This is a genomic window from Nonomuraea sp. NPDC001831, from assembly GCF_042892035.1.
GTDB lineage: Bacteria > Actinomycetota > Actinomycetes > Streptosporangiales > Streptosporangiaceae > Nonomuraea.
Genome location: NZ_JBIATU010000002.1, coordinates 306460 through 326130, shown reverse-complemented (window position 1 = coordinate 326130; position 19671 = coordinate 306460). Strand labels below are relative to the sequence as shown.

Annotated in this window: 14 protein-coding genes; 8 read left to right on the top strand and 6 right to left on the bottom strand. The window is 73.4% G+C overall.

Annotation, left to right across the window (positions count from 1 at the left end; genetic code table 11):
* Positions 1 to 103: 103 nt before the first annotated feature.
* Positions 104 to 1726, bottom strand: coding sequence for an asparagine synthetase B family protein (locus ACFYYW_RS07085; RefSeq protein WP_387646024.1), 1623 nt, complete (start codon positions 1724 to 1726; stop codon positions 104 to 106).
* A gap of 83 nt (positions 1727 to 1809) precedes the next feature.
* Here ACFYYW_RS07085 and ACFYYW_RS07080 point away from each other — a divergent pair, with 83 nt between their 5' ends.
* The 4 genes from ACFYYW_RS07080 to ACFYYW_RS07065 all read left to right on the top strand — a co-directional run bounded on the left by ACFYYW_RS07080 (position 1810) and on the right by ACFYYW_RS07065 (position 7093).
* On the top strand, positions 1810 to 3654 hold the full coding sequence (locus ACFYYW_RS07080) for a hypothetical protein (RefSeq protein WP_387646021.1): 1845 nt from the start codon (positions 1810 to 1812) through the stop codon (positions 3652 to 3654).
* 16 nt (positions 3655 to 3670) lie between these two features.
* A complete protein-coding gene (locus ACFYYW_RS07075) occupies positions 3671 to 4303 on the top strand; it encodes an anticodon-binding protein (protein WP_387646018.1) in 633 nt (210 codons plus the stop codon).
* A 163-nt stretch (positions 4304 to 4466) separates the two neighbouring features.
* A complete protein-coding gene (lysA, locus tag ACFYYW_RS07070) occupies positions 4467 to 5807 on the top strand; it encodes a diaminopimelate decarboxylase (RefSeq protein ID WP_387647279.1) in 1341 nt (446 codons plus the stop codon).
* The gene (locus ACFYYW_RS07065; RefSeq protein WP_352320372.1) at positions 5804 to 7093 is read left to right on the top strand and encodes a homoserine dehydrogenase; all 1290 of its coding nucleotides are present in this window, start codon (positions 5804 to 5806) and stop codon (positions 7091 to 7093) included. Before lysA ends, ACFYYW_RS07065 begins: the two co-directional genes overlap by 4 nt.
* Before the next feature lie 16 nt (positions 7094 to 7109).
* On the opposite strand, the gene ACFYYW_RS07060 is transcribed toward ACFYYW_RS07065, so the two are convergent.
* Genes ACFYYW_RS07060 through ACFYYW_RS07045 form a run of 4 tightly spaced genes read right to left on the bottom strand, consistent with a single transcriptional unit; the run spans position 7110 to position 12794 of the window.
* Complete coding sequence (locus ACFYYW_RS07060; RefSeq protein ID WP_387646016.1) at positions 7110 to 8822, bottom strand: glycosyltransferase; 1713 nt, start codon at positions 8820 to 8822, stop codon at positions 7110 to 7112.
* Entirely contained in the window at positions 8819 to 10867 is a 2049-nt protein-coding gene (locus ACFYYW_RS07055) for a glycosyltransferase (protein WP_387646013.1), read from the bottom strand. The genes ACFYYW_RS07060 and ACFYYW_RS07055 overlap by 4 nt, the downstream gene beginning before the upstream one ends.
* Positions 10864 to 12360 carry a glycosyltransferase gene (locus tag ACFYYW_RS07050; protein WP_387646010.1) on the bottom strand — a complete coding sequence of 499 codons (1497 nt, stop codon included), beginning with the start codon at positions 12358 to 12360 and terminating at the stop codon, positions 10864 to 10866. Before ACFYYW_RS07050 ends, ACFYYW_RS07055 begins: the two co-directional genes overlap by 4 nt.
* A complete protein-coding gene (locus ACFYYW_RS07045; protein ID WP_352320379.1) occupies positions 12357 to 12794 on the bottom strand; it encodes a hypothetical protein in 438 nt (145 codons plus the stop codon). The genes ACFYYW_RS07050 and ACFYYW_RS07045 overlap by 4 nt, the downstream gene beginning before the upstream one ends.
* Before the next feature lie 236 nt (positions 12795 to 13030).
* Here ACFYYW_RS07045 and ACFYYW_RS07040 point away from each other — a divergent pair, with 236 nt between their 5' ends.
* Positions 13031 to 14101, top strand: a complete 1071-nt coding sequence (locus tag ACFYYW_RS07040) for a family 2 glycosyl transferase (RefSeq protein ID WP_387646007.1) — start codon at positions 13031 to 13033, stop codon at positions 14099 to 14101.
* Complete coding sequence (locus ACFYYW_RS07035; RefSeq protein ID WP_387646005.1) at positions 14098 to 15756, top strand: glycosyltransferase; 1659 nt, start codon at positions 14098 to 14100, stop codon at positions 15754 to 15756. Before ACFYYW_RS07040 ends, ACFYYW_RS07035 begins: the two co-directional genes overlap by 4 nt.
* A 16-nt stretch (positions 15757 to 15772) precedes the next feature.
* On the opposite strand, the gene ACFYYW_RS07030 is transcribed toward ACFYYW_RS07035, so the two are convergent.
* Positions 15773 to 17161: a glycosyltransferase gene (locus ACFYYW_RS07030; RefSeq protein WP_387646003.1), complete on the bottom strand. Its 1389-nt coding sequence runs from the start codon at positions 17159 to 17161 to the stop codon at positions 15773 to 15775.
* 248 nt (positions 17162 to 17409) lie between these two features.
* Here ACFYYW_RS07030 and thrC point away from each other — a divergent pair, with 248 nt between their 5' ends.
* Both thrC and thrB read left to right on the top strand, forming a co-directional pair.
* Positions 17410 to 18468, top strand: a complete 1059-nt coding sequence (gene thrC, locus ACFYYW_RS07025; RefSeq protein ID WP_352320386.1) for a threonine synthase — start codon at positions 17410 to 17412, stop codon at positions 18466 to 18468.
* Between the two features lie 44 nt (positions 18469 to 18512).
* Positions 18513 to 19418: a homoserine kinase gene (gene thrB / locus ACFYYW_RS07020; RefSeq protein ID WP_352320388.1), complete on the top strand. Its 906-nt coding sequence runs from the start codon at positions 18513 to 18515 to the stop codon at positions 19416 to 19418.
* Positions 19419 to 19671 lie beyond the last annotated feature (253 nt).

Here is a 19671-nt window from a genome sequence, read left to right as displayed (position 1 = left end):
GGCCGAACACTACCAGCCCGGTGGCTTTCCGGAACCCGCTTCTGCTGTGCGACGTGTAATACCCGCGAGATCCGTATGTAATCGCCCTGTTACCCAGAGTTCACTAAAAAGGTGCGGTGACGTCCGGCAGGTCGTTCTCGAAGTCGTTCAGCCAGAGTCCGAAAAGCACCAGTCCGCGCACCCAGAAACGGTCGTTCCAGCCGTTGAACCGGGTCAGCGCGTCCGGTCCGCCGGCGATCACCTCGTGCAGCTCGTCGGAGAGCATCGCGGGCACGCGGCGGGCCACGACTTCCAGCATGGCGTGGGAATAGGCCCGCGCCGGCGCGGCCGTGGAACGCAGGGGCACCCGCTGGAGCGGCTGCTTGACCACGTTCGTGGAGGGCAGCGCGGCCACCCTCGGGTTGGCCGCGTGCAGCACCTCGCGGTAGAAGCGGCCCTTGTCCTTGCGCGCGACGCCGACGCTGAGCGCGGCGTCGAAGAAGGCGGGATGGATGAACGGCGCCGCGAACGACGCCTCCGGCCCCACCAGGTTGACCGCCGAACGCGCGATGCCGCGCACGGTCCTGGTGTGCAGCACCGACAGCGGCAGCTCGGCCCGGTGGCCGTGGAGCATCGAGGTGGCCGCCGCGAACTGCTCGCGCACGGTCTCCTCCATCCACTGCGCGGCCGCCTTGGACAGGAACGGCTGCGTGGGCGCGCCCAGCGACAGCGAGCCCAGCAGCGCCGCCGACCGCTCGGCCTGCGTCCTGGCCTCCAGCGCGGCGCCGCTGACCATGAAGTTCTTCAGCAGCGGGCCACCGGCCAGGCCGTCGACCAGGATGCGGCCCGAGCCGTGCACCTCCTTGGCGAACGGCGCGTACCAGGCGTGGTGCGGCGTCAGGTACTCCAGCCGGCGGGCCACCTCGGCGGCGTCGGCGGGGTAGGCGGCGGCGTCCTGGGTGACGACCCGGTGCGGGATGCCCAGCTCGCGGGTGATCGCCCTGGCGAAGGCGATGTCGGTGTCGGTGCCGTCGTCGGGGCTGGTGGTCCACGACTCGACGTCGGCGCCGCGGGCCACGGCCACGCTGGCCAGCAGGCGCGAGTCGTAGCCGCCGCTGACCGGCACGAGCAGCCTGCGGCCGTCGTAGTCCTCGTAGACGTGGTGCAGCAGCTCCACGATCTCCTCGGGGCTGGTCCACGCCTCGTACGGCTCCGTGCGCAGCCAGCGCGGCAACCGGCGCTCGGTGGCCAGCCGGCCGTGCTCGAACACCAGCGCGCTCGACCCCGGCAGCCGCCTGACCTCCCGGTACGGGGTCGCCTCGCCCAGCGGGAACGTCACCTGGATGATCGAGGCCCATGCGGCCCAATCGATCTCGATGGGCACCAGGCTGAGCAGCGGCTGGATCAGCGAGGAGAAGTAGACCGCGTCGCCCTCGCGCACGTAGTAGACGTCGACCAGGCCGAGCGCGCCCGCGTGCAGCGTCACCCGCGCGCCGTCGCCGATCAGCCCGGGCGTCTCATACGTCTCCGCGACCGTCATCCAGTCCTCGGCGGCGGCCGGCTTGCGCTCGCCCCACGAGAACGCGAACGCGCCGCCCGCCCGGTGGTACGGCGGCAGCGGCGCGGAGCTGAACAGCGCGGCCTCGTCCGTCTGGAGCGCGGGCCGCACCTTGGGGCCCGCGGCGGTGAGTTTGCCCAGTATGGAGGTGTCGATCCGGCCGAGAGCGCCGCATACGTAGGGTCGCACGTTGAACTGCACCGGATCTCATCCCTTCGAGACGCTTCCTGCAAAAGAGTATCCTTTGCCGGGCTAAGAGAGCGGAGGTCCGGTTGTCTACCGAGCTGGAGAGCACGCGTCGGGCGTTGCGGGATGCTGTCGCGCAGGCCGAGCGCGCGGCCGAACTGGCCAGGCTGCTGGACGCCGCGCAGTCCAGGCTGGCGGCCGCCGAGCAGAGCGCCGAGGAGGCCAGGAAGCTGGCCGAGCAGCTGAGCGAGACCGAGGAGCGGCTGGAGGCCGAGCGGGCCGCGGCCGACCGGCTGCGCAAGGAGCTGGCCGAGCAGCGCTTCCAGGCCGAAGTCGCCAACTGGAAGCTGTCCTCGATCAAGGTCGCCCGCTGGAACCGGCTCGGCGACGCCATCAAGAGCGGCAAGAACAACCCGATGCGCCTGGCCAAGGGGCTCAGGGGCGCGGCCAGGCCGGTCAAGCGGCCCAGCGCGCCCAAGCGCCGGCCGGCGGCCGTCCAGGGGGCCAAGGAGGCGCGTCCGGGGGCGTCGTTCCAGGCCACCAGCACGACCAGGACGCTGGGTGGGGCGTCGTTCAAGCTCAAGCCGTACCGGATTCCCACCGGGCCCAACACCCGGCCGCACCTGACCGCCGCCGTCGTCGCCGATCCGCACGTCGAGGCGCTGCTGCGCTACGAGTGGCGGCAGACGACCGGGTTCACGCCGCGCGACTTCGCCCGCGTGCTGCCGCTGGAGGTGCCCCACCTGCTCGTGGTGGAGTCCGTCACGCAGGGGCCGTGGCTGGAGGAGCTGACCGGCGAGCCGGGCGAGGGGCTGCGGGCGCTGCTGGCCTGGTGCGCCGAGCGCGGCATCCGCACCGTCTTCTGGCACACCCAGGGCGACGTGGCCGACTACGCCGCCGCGGCCGAGCTGTTCGAGCACCGCTTCACCGCCGACACCACGGTCCCGTGGCCGCGCCTGCACTTCGGCGTGCAGCCCCGGGTGCACAACCCGCTGCCGCTGGCCGGCGGACGGGTCGACCGGGTGCTCACGCTCGACCAGCTCCTGCCGCCGCACCTGGCCTATCCCGACGTGCTCACCTCCTACCGCTGGCCGGCCGCGGCCGACTGCCCGCCGGGCACGCCGCAGTGGCGGCTGGCCGAGATCGCCGCCTGCGGCACGCCGATCGGCACCGAGCCGGACTCGCGGCGGGCGCACGTGGCGCTGCGCCGGGCCTACGACACGGGGACGATGACCGAGCGCGTGGACGAGCTGCTGGAGGCCATCGGCCTGCCCAGCGCCCGCGCCACCCTCGACACCTCCGTGCTGCTGCCGATCCTCGACCCGTCGCGCATGGAGCACGCGCTGGCCCAGGTGGCCAGGCAGTCCGGCGTGGCCCAGGTGATCGTCATCGGGCCGCCCGAGGCCGAGCTGCGCGCCCGCGACGTGCTGACCGACGCCGAGGTGCTGTACCGGCGGCCCCACCCGGCCATGAGCGAGGGCGCGATGCTGGCCAAGGGCCTCGACCTGTGCGAGGCCGACCTGGTCGCGGTCATGGACCCGCGCGACGTCTACGGCCCGCACTACCTGTCCGACCTGCGGCGGGCCTTCCTGTTCAGCACGGCCGACATCGTCGGAAAGGCCGCCTTCTACGCCCACCTGCGCAAGCCCCAGGCGACCCTGCTCAAGCAGCCCGAGGCCGAGTACTCCTACCTCCCCGAGATCGCCGGGGCCACCCTGCTCGCCCGCAGGAACGCCCTGCGCGAGGTGGGCTTCGCCGACCTCACCGAGGGCTGGGACGAGGTCATGATGCGCCAGTGCCGCACCGACGGCGTCAAGGTGTTCTCCGCCGACCGGTTCGGCTACGTGCGGGTGCGCGACGAGGACCGCTGGCTGCTCGGCGCGGCCCACCTGGTCGAGTACGGCTCCGCGGAGCCGCACGCGTTGATCTGACGCCTACGCTGAGTCGATGACCGACCTGCTCGCCCAGTCGCTGGAGGAGGTGCTGGGGGAGCCGCCGGCGCCCGAGGGCACCTGGGAGCGCGAGGCCGTCTACGTGTCGGCCGCCGCGCTGCGCCGCCGCGTCCCGCCGGACGAGCTGGCCGCGCGGGTGCGGGCGGTCGACGGGGTGGCCGAGGCGCGGGCGCGGCCGAACGGCTTCCTGCGCATCGTCGTGGACGTGCCGGGACGGCTGGTCGAGTCCCTGGACCCGCCCGTCCTGCCCGAGCCCGGCTGGCCCGACTTCCCGCGCACGTGGGACAACCCCGGCTTCGTCGTCCGGTACGCCCGAGCCCGCGCCTGCGCGGTGCGGCGGTGGGCCGGGGAGCTGGGGGTGCCGCTCACCGGCTTCCGGCCCGAGCTGCTCGACGGCCCCCACGACCGCCGGGTGCTGCGGGTGCTGGCCGAGCTGCCCGGACGCGCCGTCAGCCGCGACCCCGGCTGGGACGCCTTCTCCGTCCGGCTGGCGCTGGCCTACCACGACGCCCACGAGCACGCCCCCGCCGTCCCGATGGGGGACGAGCCGGTCCGGCCGGTGCACACGGCGCGGTTGCGGCTGGCGGAGGCCGTCCGGGGGGTACTGGTTGGGCCGGAAAGATTGTGATGGATCGTAAAATATCCGGCTAAAGCGCGAAAAATCGTGAAAATGTTGCTTGTTGACCTTGATCGCGTCTCGATACGTGGGCAGCGGTCCTGGGAGGGGCGGCGGTTCCGATAGCCTCGATCGGGTGAGCTTCGTCCATCCAGCCGGGGACCGGCACGCCGAGATGCTGCCCCACGAGCGCCCGCCGATGGCGCCCGCCGACCTCAACCGGATCGACCCCGCGATCTGGCCCCGAACGTCGACCCGGACCGACGGCACGCTCACGGTCGGCGGCGTCGACGTGCGCGACCTGGCCCGCGAGTTCGGCACGCCGCTCTACGTCCTCGACGAGGCCGACGTACGCTCACGCATGCGCGACTACGCCACGGCCTTCCAGGGCTCGGACGTCCACTACGCGGGCAAGGCGTTCCTGTGCAAGGAGATCGTGCGCTGGCTGGCCGACGAGGGCCTCGGGCTCGACGTCGCCAGCGGCGGCGAGCTGGCGGTGGCGCTCAGCGTCGGCTTCCCGCCCGAGCGCATCACCCTCCACGGCAACAACAAGTCCAAGGCCGAGCTGACCCGCGCCCTCGAGTGCGGCGTCGGGCACATCGTGGTCGACTCCTACGAGGAGATCGCCCGCCTGGGCTACCTCGCCGAGCAGCTCGGCAAGCGGCCCAAGGTGATGATCCGGGTGACCACCGGGGTCGAGGCCCACACCCACGAGTTCATCGCCACGGCCCACGACGACCAGAAGTTCGGCCTGTCGCTCAACACCGGCGCCGCCGCCGAGGCCGTGCGCCGCATCCTCGCGCTGCCGCAGCTCGACCTGGTCGGCCTCCACTCCCACATCGGGTCGCAGATCGTCGACACCGCCGGCTTCGAGGTGGCCGCGCGACGGCTGGCCACGCTGCTGGTGCAGATCAAGGACGAGCACGGCGTCGTCCTGCCCGAGCTCGACCTCGGCGGCGGCTACGGCATCGCCTACGTCGAGGGCGACGAGGCCCCCGACATCAAGGAGCTGGCCGACGGCCTGCGCGAGATCGTCACCAAGGTCTGCGCCGACGCCGGCCTGCCGGTGCCGCGCCTGACCGTCGAGCCGGGCCGCACCATCGTGGGCCCGGGCGGCATCACCCTCTACGAGGTCGGCACGGTCAAGGACGTCGAGGGGCTGCGCACGTACGTCAGCGTCGACGGCGGCATGAGCGACAACGTGCGCACCGCCCTCTACGGCGCCGAGTACACCGCCGCCCTGGTGAGCCGCGCCAGCGACGCCGCGCCCATGCTCAGCCGCCTGGTCGGCAAGCACTGCGAGAGCGGCGACATCCTGGTGCGCGACTGCCACCTGCCCGCCGACCTGGCGCCCGGCGACCTGGTCGCCGTGGCCGCGACCGGCGCCTACTGCCGCTCGCTGGCCAGCAACTACAACTACCTGCCCAGGCCCGCCGTGGTCGCCGTCGCCGACGGCGCGGCCCGGGTGATCGTGGCGGGCGAGACCGAGGACGACCTGTTGAGGGGGCAGCTGTGAAACCGCTGAAAGTGGCTCTGCTGGGCTGCGGCGTCGTCGGCTCGCAGGTCATCAGGCTCCTGCACGAGCAGGCCGACGACCTGGCCGCGCGCATCGGCGCCCCGCTGGAGCTGGCCGGCGTGGCCGTGCGCAGGCTCGGGCGCAAGCGCGACATCGAGGTCGACCCGGCGCTGCTGACCACCGACGCCGAGTCCCTGGTCACCCGCGACGACATCGACATCGTCGTCGAGGTGATCGGCGGCATCGAGCCGGCCCGCACGCTCATCGTGGCGGCCCTCGAACGCGGCAAGTCGGTCGTCACCGCCAACAAGGCCCTGCTGGCCGAGGACGGCTCGGCCCTGCACGAGGCGGCCCGCCGGGGCGGCGGCGACCTCTACTTCGAGGCCAGCGTCGCCGGCGCGATCCCGCTGCTGCGCCCGCTGCGCGAGTCGCTGGCCGGTGACCACGTCAAGCGCGTGCTCGGCATCGTCAACGGCACCACCAACTACATCCTCGACAAGATGGACAGCACGGGCGCGTCCTTCACCGACGCCCTGGAGGAGGCCCAGACGCTCGGCTACGCCGAGGCCGACCCGACGGCCGACGTCGAGGGCTTCGACGCCGCCGCCAAGGCCGCGATCCTGGCCGGCCTGGCCTTCCACAGCCGGGTCACCGCCGACAAGGTGCACCGCGAGGGCATCACCGAGATCACCGCGACCGACGTCGCCTCCGCCAAGGCCATGGGCTACGTCATCAAGCTGCTGGCCATCTGCCAGCGCTCCGACGACGGCCGTTCGTTCGGCGTGCGGGTGCACCCGGCGATGATCCCGCGCACCCACCCGCTCGCCGGGGTGCGCGAGGCGTACAACGCGGTGTTCGTGGAGGCCGAGTCGGCCGGGCAGCTCATGTTCTACGGCAAGGGCGCCGGCGGCGCGCCGACGGCCTCGGCCGTGCTCGGCGACCTCGTGGCCGTCGGCCGCAACCGGCTGGCCGGCACCCACGGGCCCGAGGAGTCCACCTACGCCGACCTGGCCGTCCACCCGATGGGCGACACGGTGACGCGCTGCCACGTGGCGCTCGACGTGGCCGACAAGCCGGGCGTGCTGGCGCGGGTGGCCGACCTGTTCGCCAAGCACGACGTGTCCATCCAGACCGTCCGCCAGGAGGGGCACGGCGACGACGCCCAGCTCGTCATCGTCAGCCACCGCGCCACCGACGCGGCCCTCACGGCGACCATGGAGGGGCTGCGCGAGCTCGACATCGTCCGCGCGGTCGCCGGCGTGATGCGCGTGGAGGGCGACGACTGACGCCCGCCCCGCCCGGTCAGTGGGCGGGGAAGGCCAGGTCGCGGACGCGGCGGACGGCGCGTTTCAGGACCGTGCGGTCCTGTTCGCGGGCCAGGCGCACCGCCTCCCGCCGCCAGCTCTCGGCCTTCTCCCGCCAGCGGGAGGCGTCCCTGCCGTTCTTGGCGGCCTCCCGGCGCAGCTGGGCGAGCTCGGCGCGCAGGGCGGCGACGCGCTTGCGGTGGAGGGCCAGGTCCTTCTCGTGGCGGGCGGTGAGCAGGGCGAGCTCCGCGACCGGCGGCCTGCGCGGCGGGTAGACGTCGGGGCGGCGGCGCAGGCCCCACGACGCGCCGTCCGCCCATTCCAGGCCGTACAGGGCGTCGATCAGGTCGTCCGGGTGGTCGCCGGGGGCGGCGACCAGGGCGGCTCTGGACAGGGCGGCCGTACGGTCGAGGCGGGCGGCGACCACGCCCTGCGGGGTCTCGTCCAGGGCCAGGCACAGGCTGCCGAGGTCGTGCTCGTCCAGGTGGGCGATCAGGCGTTCGAGCGTGCCGGGGGAGAGGGTCCAGCCGGGCGGCACGGTCAGGCGGAAGGGGGCCGTCGTGCCGGCGGGCGGCCCAAAAGGCGGCCCAAAAGGCGGCCCAGGAGGCGGTTCGCTGGCCAGGCGGACCCGCGGGTCGTGCTCGAAGGTGGCCTTGAGCAGGCGCAGGTCCAGGTCGGGGTCGCGCAGGGGCGAGCGGCGTCCGGTGGGCAGTGCGGTCCAGGGGCCCGTGAGGGTGAGGCGCACGTCGGGGATGGAGGAGGCGAGCAGGGCGTCGGCGGTGGCGCGGGTGTCCTCGTAGCCGTCCGCCGCCACCACCGCCTCCACGTACGGCACCAGCCACTGCCGCCCCGGATCCGTACGCAGATACCGCCGGTAGGGAACCCGGTCGGCCACGTACGGGTCGTTGTACCGCTTCAACGCCGCGACGTCGCGCATCGCGGTCGGCAGGCCGACGTGCCAGGCCCGCGCCTGCGGGTCCGGGACGAACACCGCCCCCGCCTGCACGAGCCGGTACCCCAGCTCGGTGTCCTCGGCCAGCACCAGCGAGGTGTCCAGGCCGCCGATCGAGCGCAGCAGCGCCGCCGGGTACGACGCCGTGGCCCCCACGTGCACGCGGGCGGCCGTCGCGCCGGACGCCGTGCGCAGGCCGTCGTGATCGTGGATGATCTTCTCGGCCCAGTCGTGCCGGTGCGGCGACAGGGGGAACAGGTCGTCCTCGGCGCCCGCGTTAAGGGCCCGGACGACCTGCTCCGGCGTGGGCGGCTCGCCGGCCGAGGTGAAGTCGATCCAGCCGAGCACCACCACGTACGGGGCCAGGTGGTGCCACCGGAGCTGGGCCTCGACGTGCCGCCGGTGCGGGACCATGTCGGCGTCCAGCACGAGGACGACGTCGCCGGCGGCGGCGTCCAGGCCCGCCTGCACGGCCCAGGCGCGCCCCCAGCCGCCAGGAGGGCTGGAGATCAGCTTGGTGCCGCCGGGGGCGAGGCCGGGCAGGCGGATGGGGGTGGCGCTGCCGTCGTCCACCACGATCACGTCGAGCAGGTGCGCCGGGTAGCTCTGCGCGGACAGGGCGGCGAGCGTCAGGTCCAGGGTCTCCTGGCGGTCGTGCGCCGGGATGACGACCGTGACGGCGAGCTCCGGCTCCCAGGCCCCCAGCTCGGGCGGGTCGAGGACGCCGAAGTCGTTGCCACGGATGCGCGGGACGGTCATGGGCGGCTGCTCCCCTCCAGCTCCATCAGGGCGTTCGGGCGGAACCCGCGCCACTGGCGCCGGTTGCGGCGCAGGAACGTGCCGATCGGCTCCTGCCAGGTGTGGGCGGCGGCCGGGCCGCGGCGCAGGATGTAGCCCAGGCCGTGGGTGCGGTAGATCTGGCCGCCCGCCGCCTGGAGGGCCTCCTGGAACTGGGTGTCCACCGAGCGGCGCAGCGGCCGGAAGCCGCCCACGGCCTGGAACGCCGACCGTTCCACCAGGATCGTGCCGCCCGCCACGAAGCTGGTGATCTGCTCGGTGACCTGGCTGCGGTGCACGGTGACGTCGATCGAGGCCAGGTAGACGAACTCGGGCACCGTGCCGACCACCTGCGCCCCCGAGTAGGCGTGGGCGAGCAGCAGGTCGGCCAGGAAGTCGGGGCCGTACCAGTCGTCGTCGTCCATCTTGAGCAGGAACGAGCCGGAGGCCCTGGCGGCGGCCTCGTTCAGCACCTCGCCGAAGACGGCCGCGGGGTCGGCCTCGTACACGGTCAGCGGGCCGGCGAAGGCGGCCAGGGCGGCGGCGACGTCGGGGTGCTCCCGGGGGACGCCGTGCAGCGCGAGCACCACCTCAAGCTGCGCGTCGCGCTGGCGGGCGATCTGGCGCAGGGCGAACGGCACCATCTCGGCGCGCCGGGTGGCCAGCAGGACGGAGGTGAGCGGGGGAGCGGGGGCGGGCGCGCCGAGCTGCTCCCACCGCGCCGCCACGCCGTGGGTGCGCAGGGCGGCCCGGCGCAGCCGGATGCTGTGCTCCTCGCGCCGCAGCTCGTCGGACAGGTCGGGGGCGGCGGGCAGCAGCGCGACCAGCTCGTCGCCGAGAGCGCCCGCCCAGCGCGGCACGGCCCCGGTGACCAGCGGCACCCCGGCGGCGGCCAGCCCCGCCAGCACCCGCACGGCCGCCAGCGGGCCGCTGTGCGGATGTTGCCAGCTCACCTCGACGCCGCGGATCTGCCGGAGCCTGGCCACGTCGGCGTCGGTGACCCCGCCCGACTCGGCGAACGTCGTCACGACCTTGCCGTCGAGCAGCACCGACCAGCGGCCGTCGCGCTCGGCCAGCGCGGCCATGCCCCGGGACGGCGTGGTCACGAACCCCTGGGGGTTCACCAGGCGCTCGTCCACGGGCGGGACCATCGACGGCTCGCCGAGCACGTCGGGATCGGCCAGCGGCGACCCCGCCCCGCCGGGACGCCCGATGCTCTCCCAGCTCGCCGCGACGATCGTGGGCCGCTCGACGGGCGCCTGATCGCCGGCCCAGCCGATCCCGCCGGGCTCGGCGGACCCGCCCGGCGTCGGGGCGGGGGGCGCGTCCGGGACCCGGCTGTCGCCCGGCGGGCGCAGGGCGTCGCCGGGCAGGCCGCGCAGGGCGACGTCGCCCAGCGTGCGCAGCACGACGTCGCTGCCGGGGGCGCCGACGCGTTCGGGGACCGGGCCGCTCACCTCGGCGGGCGTGGCGTTCGGGTCGCCGGGACGCCAGTCGGCCGAGCCGATCCCGGCGATGCCGGCGGCGGGCGCGGCGATCACGTCCAGGCGGTGACCGGCGAAGGCGCGGGCGGTGGCCGTCACGGTACGGCCGGCGGGCGTCGCGGCCGAGAAGCGGGCGTCCACCACCCACACCCGGCTCCTGGGCTGGTAGACCCGCAGGTCGGTCAGCGAGCGCCAGCGGTGGGCGGGGGTCGGCGTGGGCACCGGGGCCGGGTGCGAGGCGGGGGCGTCGAGCACGCACACCACCACCCGCCCGGCCAGCGGGAGCAGCTTGTGCAGGGTCGCCACCCTGCGCAGGTCGGCGGGCGTCCTGGCGAGCACGAGGACGTGGTCGGCCGACTCCGGCTCGGCGGGCGGCTCCAGCAGGTCCCGGTCCAGGTCCACGGCGCCGGCGGGCAGCCCGGCGCGGCCCTCGCCGCCCTCGCCGTCGACCGGGAACGTGTGGCCCTCGATGCCGGCCAGGAACACGCGGGCGTCCGGCAGCTCGGCCAGCAGCGCGGTGACCGTCCGCCGCTCTGCGCTCACCCGGCGCTCCGCAGGTGCCGGATCAGGGAGCTCAGCGGCCCGGGAGCGGGGTCCTCCTCGTCCTGCGCGCGGGACAGGCGCTCGACCTCGGCGGAGAGCCGCTCGACCTGGGCCCGCAGCTCCTTGGACTCCGCCAGCCGCCGGGCCGCCAGCGCACGCCACTTGGCCGCGTCGCCGCCCAGCGGCGGCGGCTCCGCGGCGGTGCCGAAGCCGTGCTCGCCGCCCTCGACCCACAGGACGCCGAACAGCTCGTCCACCAGGTCGTCGGCGGGGCCGTCGAAGCGTGCGGCGCGGGCGAAGGCGGCCGTGCGCTCCAGCCGGGCGGCCACGACCCCGTCCGCGTCCTCGGCCAGGGCGACGCAGAGCAGGCCCAGCACGTCCTCGTCGGCCAGTCGCACGAGCCCGGCCAGGGTGTCGGCCCCGAGGACCCATCCGGGGGGCAGCCGCAGCAGGAACGGGGTGGGGGCCGCGCTGACCGGTTCGCTTTCCGCGAACGTGACGCGCGGCTCGTGGGCGTACAGGTTGTGCAGCAGCCGCAGGTCCAGCAGCGGGTCGTCGAGGCTGGACCGGCGCTCGCCGGTCAGCCGGCCCCAGGGGCCGACGACGGTGACCGCGGCGTCGGGCAGCGTGCCCGCCAGCGCCGCGTCCACGCTCGCCCGGGTCTCCTCGTACGTGGTCGCGCGCACCACGACCCGCACGTACGGCACCCGCCAGTGACGCCGGGGATGGCCGCGCAGCCAGCGCAGATCCGGCACGAGATCGCCCAGGAAGGACCAGTTGTGCCGGTGCACCTCCTTCTCCCGCAACATCACCGTGGACGGCCCGACGTGCCACGCCCTGGCCTGCGGATCGGGCACGAACACCGCGCCGGCCTGGGCCAGCCGGTAGCCCAGCTCGGTGTCCTCGGCCATGTTGAGCGAGGCGTCCACGCCGCCGGCCGCGCGCAGCAACTCGGCGCGCACCGACGTGGAGGCCCCCGTGTGCAGCAGGTACGCGCTCGTCCCCGCGTCCTTCAGCATCCGGGTCGACTCCAGGGTCCTGCGCGTGTACTCCGGTTGCGTGCCCTCCTCGCCGGGGGCCGTCACGAACCGGATGTCGCCGATCACCACCGCGTGGTCGAGCAGGTGGTGCCAGCGCATGTGCGCCTCAAGGTGGTCGGGGGCCAGGATCATGTCGGAGTCCAGCCAGTGGATCACCTCGCCGGTGGCGGCCAGCTGCCCGGTCTGCCGGGCCGCGCCGCGTCCCCAGCCGCCGGTCACCCGTACGACGCGGGCCCCCGGCAGCTCGACCGGCGGCGTGCTGCCGTCGTCGGCGACCACGATCTCGACGAGTTCGGCCGGGTAGGTCTGCGCGGCCAGCGCGGACGCCGTGCGCTCCAGCGCCTCCTGGCAGTCGTAGGCCGGGATGACCACGGACACGCGCAGCTCGGGCGTCCAGTCCCCGATCGCGGGCGGGCGCAGCACCCCGTAGTCGTTGTGCCGGACGCGGGTCATGCCAGGCCCTTGGCCAGCGCGCGAACCTCCTCGCGCAGCTCTTCGACCTCCCGGGCCCTGGTCATGGCGTTCACGCGGTCCTCGCCGAGCGAGGCGAGGATCGCCCCGATGTCGTCGGCCCGCCGCGCGGCCGACTCCTCGACCGCCTGGACCAGCAGCTCCAGCCGGGATTCGAGGTTCTTGACCGCGGTCGTCGCACGGGCGAGCTCGGCCTCGTGCTTCTTCATGCGCAGGTCGATCCGGTGTGCCTTGCCGTCCACGCGGCGGACGGTGAGCAGCAGCAGGGCGAGGGCGGCCAGCGTGACCGCGAACGCCGCGACGGCCGCCGCCGCGCCGAGGGTGAGCAGGCCGGCCAGGACGAGGAGGGTGAGCACCCCGGCGGCCACGACTGAGAGAAGTGCGGCGGCCGCTGCCAGTCGGCGGGGCGAGAGCATCCGCGCAAACCTTTCATAGTCACGACTAGTCGGGCATAGGAGGATGGGCGGGATATTTGCCACCCTAATAAAACCTGACCACTACCGTGCCATAAGTTCCTGGAGGAAAACTGGGAACCGCCGCCTCGGGACCCGTGCCGCCCGCCATGCGATACCTGCCTGTCTGTCTACTGACGTGTAAAAACGGGCGTAAGGTAGGCGCCGATCCAGTCCCGTCCGGTCGAGGAGCATCGTCCATGTCCGTCACCCCCTGCGGCTTCACGCGTACGCCGGGCAAGGGGTTCGCCCGGCTGCACTGGGCGGACGGATGGCAGGTGGACGGCGGGCCGCCCGACGTGCCCGAGCTGCGTCCCCGGCGCGGGCTGGAGATCGACTGGCCCGCCGCGCCGGTGCCGCTCGACGGCCTGACCGAGCTGGCCGGCGCCGGGATCCCGCTGACCGCCCAGGACGCCCCCGCCTGGGTGCCGGGCGACCTGGCCGCGCTGCTCACCGACCGCGACTGGCTCGCCGAGCCCGCCGACGGCACCGCGCGCTCCCTGGCCGACCTGCGGCGCGAGGAGCACAGCGTACGGCTGCGGCGGCTGGTCCACCGGCCCCCTCGCGCGACGGTCAGCATCGTCATGTCGACCAAGCGGCCCGCCCTGGTCGGCGCGGCGCTGGCGCAGATGGAGCGGCAGCGGGGCGTCGAGGCCGAGGTCCTGCTCGGGCTGCACGGGGTGGCGTTCGAGCAGGTACGCGCGGCCGTCGAGGCGTGCTCGCTGCCCGTCAGGTGGGTCGAGGCGGACCGGACGGTGCCGTTCGGCGAGGTGCTGAACCGGGCCGCCGCCCTGGCCTCGGGCGACTACCTCGCCAAGTGGGACGACGACGACTGGTACGGCCCCTGCCACCTGTCCGACCTGCTCATGGCCCGCTCGTACGCGGGGGCCGACGTGGTGGGCACGACGGCCGAGTTCTTCTACCTGGAGCCGTTGCGCGCCACGATCCGGCGGACGACGTTCGCGAGCGGAGCGGCGTACCCTAGCGAGGTTTGGGCGGATCACGTAGCTGGAGGCACAATTTTGCTCCAAAGCGCGAAATTTCGGGAAATTGGAGGGTTTCCTGCGCTCCCGCGTGCGGTCGATCTGGAGTTCCTGAAAGCGGCGCAAAAGATCGGCGCGCGCACCTATCGCACGCACGGCCTCGGCTACGTCCTGCGCAGGGGTCTCACCGAGGAGCACACCTGGCAGCTGCCCCTGGCCCATTTCGTCCGGATCGCCACGAACCAATGGCACGGCTTCCGGCCGAGCCTGCTGATGGAAGCCGCATGAACAACGGCCAGAAGCCGCCGGTGCGCGGCAACGACTATCGCGTGCTGCGGCCCGGCGAGGACCTCACCCCGTCGCTCACCGTCAGCGTGATCATCCCGGCCTACGGCGGCCAGCACAAGCTGGACCTGGTGCTGGCCGGCCTCGCCCGCCAGACCTACCCGGCCGCCCTCACCGAGGTCATCGTCGTGGACAACGGCAGCCTGCCGCCCCTGCGGCTGCCCGCCGTCCGCCCCGAGGGCACCCGCCTGATCGTCTGCGACCGGCCCGGCCGCGCCAACGCCCGCAACGCCGGCCTGGCCGAGGCCACCGGCGACGTGATCCACTGGCTCGACTCCGACGTCGTCCTCACCCCGGGCGCGATCGAGGCCCACATGCGCTGGCACCACACGGCCCCCTACCTGGTCGTGACCGGCTACATCAGGTTCACCGACGCCGAGCTGCCCGCCGAGCTGCCCGCCGACCTGGAGGAGCACTTCGAGCCCGCCGAGCCGCACACCTGGATCGTCGACCTCGTCGAACGCACCGACGGCCTCACAGCCAACCCCCAGCGTCCCTTCAGCCTGCACGTCGGCGGCGCGACCTCGGTCGGCGCCCGCCTGATCGAGGCCGCCGGCCCCATGGACGACGAGCTGATCCTCGGCCAGGACACCGAGATGGGCTACCGGCTGGGCCAGGCGGGCGCGGTGTTCGTGCCCGAGCCGCGCGCCCGCGCCTACCATCTGGGCCCGACCATGCGCATGCGCGACAAGGAGTCCATCGACCGGGTGAGCCACGCGTTCGTGGCCGACCGCATCCCGGCGTACCGGTGGTTGCGCTCCCATCCGTCCCGCCAGTGGAAGATCCCGTACGTCACCGCCGTCGTGGACGGCACGGCCGGCTACGACAGCGTGCGCGCGACGGTCGACGCCCTGCTCGCCGGGACCGTTCCCGACCTGTCGGTGCTCCTGCTCGGCCCCTGGGACGACCTGGAGCGCGAGCACCGCTCCCCGCTCAAGGACCCCGCCCTCGACCTGGCCCTGGTCCACGGCCACTACCTGCACGAAGGACGGGTGCGCCTGGCCACGGCCGAGGAGGTGGACCCGGCCACGCCGTTCGTGCTGCGCCTGCCGCCCGGCTGGATCCCCGGCGAGGACACCCTCGCCCGCCTGCTCGACCTGGCCCGCGACGAGGGCCTCGGCCTGGTCGCCGTGCTGCTGCGGGAGTCGTCGCAGGGTGTCGTGGCGGCCCGCCTGGAACGTTGCTCGGCCTTCGCCAGGGCCCGCATGGTGGCCGCCGACCACCCCGGTGAGCACGGTGAGCCCGGCGACCTCGACGACGTGGTGGACGCCGTGTCCGGCGTGTCCTGGGTCGAGGGGGAGACCTACGGGTTCACCACGGAGGCGGCGCCGCTGATCGGGCGGCGCGGGGCGTACCGGGCGCGGCTGGAGGCCCAGGCCGAGACCGAGCGGCTGGCGGCGGAGGCCGACCGCCTGCGCGCCCAGGTGACCAAGTGGCGGGACGAGGCCACCCGGTGGCGCAGGACGGCCGTCGAGCTGCGGCGCGACGTGAGCACCCTGCGCCGCCAGCTCGCCGCGGCGAACCGCGCCCAGCAGAGCCTGCGCACCCTGCTGTCGGCCACGATGAAACGGGCGCTGGGCCGCCGTCTGCGCGGCTGACCGCGTCGCGCGGTGGTCAGTTCGGGCGCAGGGCCGACTTCAGCCGCCTGAACAGGGTGTTGTCGGCGGACTCGGCCGGCACCGCGACCGTGGCGGGGATGGTGACCGGCTCCGGCTGCGGCGGCGCGGGCCAGTAGCGGTCCGGCGGCTCGTGCCGTACGCCGTGGGTGGTGTCGATGACGTCGTCGAGGTCGGCGCCGGGGCCGGCCAGCAGCAGCGCCCGGCCCAGCGCCGAGGTGCGTTCGAGCCGGGCCGTGCGCCCGTCGGGCAGGTCGACGACGAGCACCCCGGTCAGGTCCTTCTGCACCGACTCGACCATGCGTTCCAGCGTCGCCCGGTGCAGCGGCACGTCCACCGGGCCCCGGTAGCGGAACGGCGTGGGCGCGGGCGTGGGGGCGGCCTCGTCGATGAGCCGGATGCGTTCGTCGTGCGCGAACAGGTCGCGCATGAGCCGCAGCTCGAAGCAGGGGTCCGACAGCACCGCGCGCCGCCCGTCGTCCAGCCGCGACCACGGGCCCACCAGTGTCAGCACGACGTCCTGGAGCTTGCCGTCCAGGGCCGCCGTCACCGCGCGCCGCACCACAGACTCGGAGGTGTCGGTGACGTCCAGCACGATCTCCACGTACGGCACCAGCCACCGCCGCCCGCGGTCCTTGCGCAGGTCCCGGCGGAGCGGGATCCGGTGCGCCAGGTACGGCTCCACCGCCCGCACGGCCCGCTCCCGGTCGCGGTGCTGCGCCGGCAGTCCGAGGTGCACCGCCTGGGCGGCCGGGTCGGGCACGAACACCACGCCGTGCATGGCCAGCCGGTAGGAGAACTCGGTGTCCTCGCCGCGCACCACGGTCGGGTCGAGCCCGCCCACGGCGTCGAAGACCTCGCGGGGCAGGGCGAAGGTCGGCCCGGTGCACACGTGGTACGGATTGCGGCTGCTGCGCAGCCCGTCGGTCTTCTCGATCGTCGCCTCGGTCGAGCTCGACACGGCCCCGGCCAGGTCGAACACCTCGTCCAGGCGCCCGGCGCCGTAGACCTGCCGCGGGGTGACCGGCGGCGCCTCGACGAACTTCTTCATCCCGATCGTGACCAGGTAGTCGGTCACGTGATGCCAGCGGGCCAGGGCCTCGATGTGCTCGCGGCAGGCGACCATGTCGGCGTCCAGCCGCTGGATGATCTCCCCGTCGGCGGCCTTGGCGCCGGTGTTGACCGCGTTGGAGATCCCCCAGCCGTCGCGTACCGGGACGATCCTGGTGTTTACCGGCCGGATCTCCGGCAGCCGGATGGGCGGCGCACTGCCGTCGTCGACGACCAGGACCTCCATGAGATGGTCCGGGTACGTCTGCGCGGCCAGCGCGGCCAGCGTCAGGTCCAGCTTGTCCTGCCCGCCGTGCGCCGGTATCACCACGCTCACGGACAACCCCGGCGACCAGCCCCCGAGTTCCGGCGGCACTACTGGTGAATAGTCGTTCTGCCTCAAAGCAGGACGCGCGTTCATGGTGACCCCCTGCCGAGACCTTATCGGGAGATGCTGAGAATTTCCTGAATAGTGGCGCTGTCCAACGACCTGTCCACGTACCTGTCCACCCAATGGACTCGGCTCCGCGTCCGCGTCGCGCACCCCGTACACTCGGTGGCCAACACCGCAGGTAGGGAGTCATCATGGGCAGGTCGTGGCGTGGCCTCATCGAGGAGTACCGAGAGCGTCTTCCGGTCACCACGAAGACGCCCGTCGTCACGCTCCTCGAAGGCGGCACCCCGCTCGTCCCGGCGCACCGCGTGTCGGCGCTGACGGGATGCGAGGTCTTTCTCAAGGTCGAGGGCGCGAACCCGACCGGCAGCTTCAAGGACCGTGGCATGACCATGGCCATCAGCAAGGCGGTCGAAGAGGGCGCCAAGGCGGTCATCTGCGCCTCCACCGGCAACACCTCGGCCTCCGCGGCGGCCTACGCCGTACGCGCGGGGCTGACCTGCGCCGTGCTGGTGCCGAAGGGCAAGATCGCGATGGGCAAGCTGGCCCAGGCGCTCGTCCACGGGGCCACGCTGCTGCAGGTCGAGGGGTCGTTCGACGACTGCCTGGAGATGACCCGCAAGCTGTCCTCCAGCTACCCGATCGCGCTGGTGAACTCGGTCAACCCGTTCCGGCTGCAGGGCCAGAAGACGGCGGCGTTCGAGATCGTCGACGCGCTCGGCGACGCCCCCGACATCCACTGCATCCCGGTGGGCAACGCGGGCAACATCTCGGCCTACTGGATGGGCTACCAGGAGTACGCCGACGACGGCGTCTCGACGAAGCGTCCGCGCATGTTCGGCTTCCAGGCCAGCGGCGCCGCGCCGATCGTCGAGGGCGCCCCGGTGACCCACCCGCACACGATCGCCACCGCCATCCGCATCGGCAACCCGGCGTCCTGGGGCCTGGCCACCGCGGCCCGCGACGAGTCCGGCGGCGTCATCCAGGCGGTGACCGACCGGCAGATCGCGGCGGCGTACAAGCTGCTGGCCCAGGAGGAGGGCGTGTTCGTGGAGCTGGCCTCGGCGGCGAGCGTCGCGGGGCTGCTCCAGGCGCATTCCCAGGGGCTCGTGGCGGCCGGGCAGCGCATCGTCTGCACCGTCACCGGCAACGGCCTGAAGGACCCCGACTGGGCCATCTCGGGCGCGCCCGCCCCGGTGGTCATCCCGATCGACGTGCACGCCGCCGCCGCGGCGCTCAACCTCGCCTGAGAGGCGCACGGGCAGTGAGCGAATGACAAGGGAACAGTGAACTGATGACGACGGTGCGAATCCGCGTGCCGGCCACGTCGGCCAACCTGGGGCCGGGCTTCGACGCGCTCGGCCTGGCGCTCACCCTCTACGACGACGTGGAGGCCACGCTCACCGCCGAGCCCGGCGTGCGCGTGAGCGTGGAGGGCGAAGGCGCGGGCGAGGTCGACCTCGGCGAGGGACACCTCGTCGTCCGGGCGATGCGCGAGGCGTACGCCCGCATGGGGGCGCCGCAGCCCGCGGGCATCGACCTGCGCTGCGTCAACCGCATCCCGCACGCCCGCGGCCTGGGCTCGTCCTCGGCCGCCGTCTGCGCCGGCATCCTGGCCGCCCGCGCGCTGAGCGACGGCGGCCTGTCCGACGACGAGGTCTTCGCGCTGGCCACCGAGATGGAGGGCCACCCGGACAACGTCGCTCCGTGCCTGGCCGGGGGCCTGACGGTGGCCTGGACCGACCACGCGGGAGTACCGCGTATGGTGAAGCTGGCCCCCGACGAGAGGGTCCGCCCGGTCGCCGTCGTTCCTTCGACGCGGCTGGCCACGGAGACCGCTCGGGGGCTGTTGCCGAAGGACGTGCCCCACAAGGACGCCTCCTTCAACGCCGGCAGGGCCGCGTTGCTGATCGCCGCGCTGACCTCGCGGCCGGAACCAGAGCTGCTGCTCGCCGCCACCGAAGACCGTCTCCACCAGCCCTATCGCGCGCCTGCCATGCCGGCGAGCGCGCGTCTGGTAGAACGTCTGCGTGCAGTCGGCGTGCCCGCGGTCGTTTCGGGGGCGGGTCCCACGGTTCTTGCGTTTTCGTCACCGGATACGCAGGATTTGATCGCGCCAGAAGTGGGTAATGACTGGCACATCCAGCAAATGGACGTCGACCCGGTTGGTGCGAACGTTCAGTTCCCCGAGACACGCTGATGCCTCTTTAGACCTTCAGGGAATAGCCGTGTGCGCTGGTGATGTTAGGCTGATAGCCGCACCAGATGCCCCCTTGGTGGGTGCGTGCTTGTCAGCCATACATCGCTGCATCATGCTTCACGTCGCGAGGCGTGAGCAGCGCGGCTGTCTCCCCGGAATCCGTTGCCTCCGGTTGGCCCACACCCGGTTGGCCCAACGTGAGGCGGCGACGACGGGGACCTGCGCGTTCGACGCACATCGACATCTGGTTGGC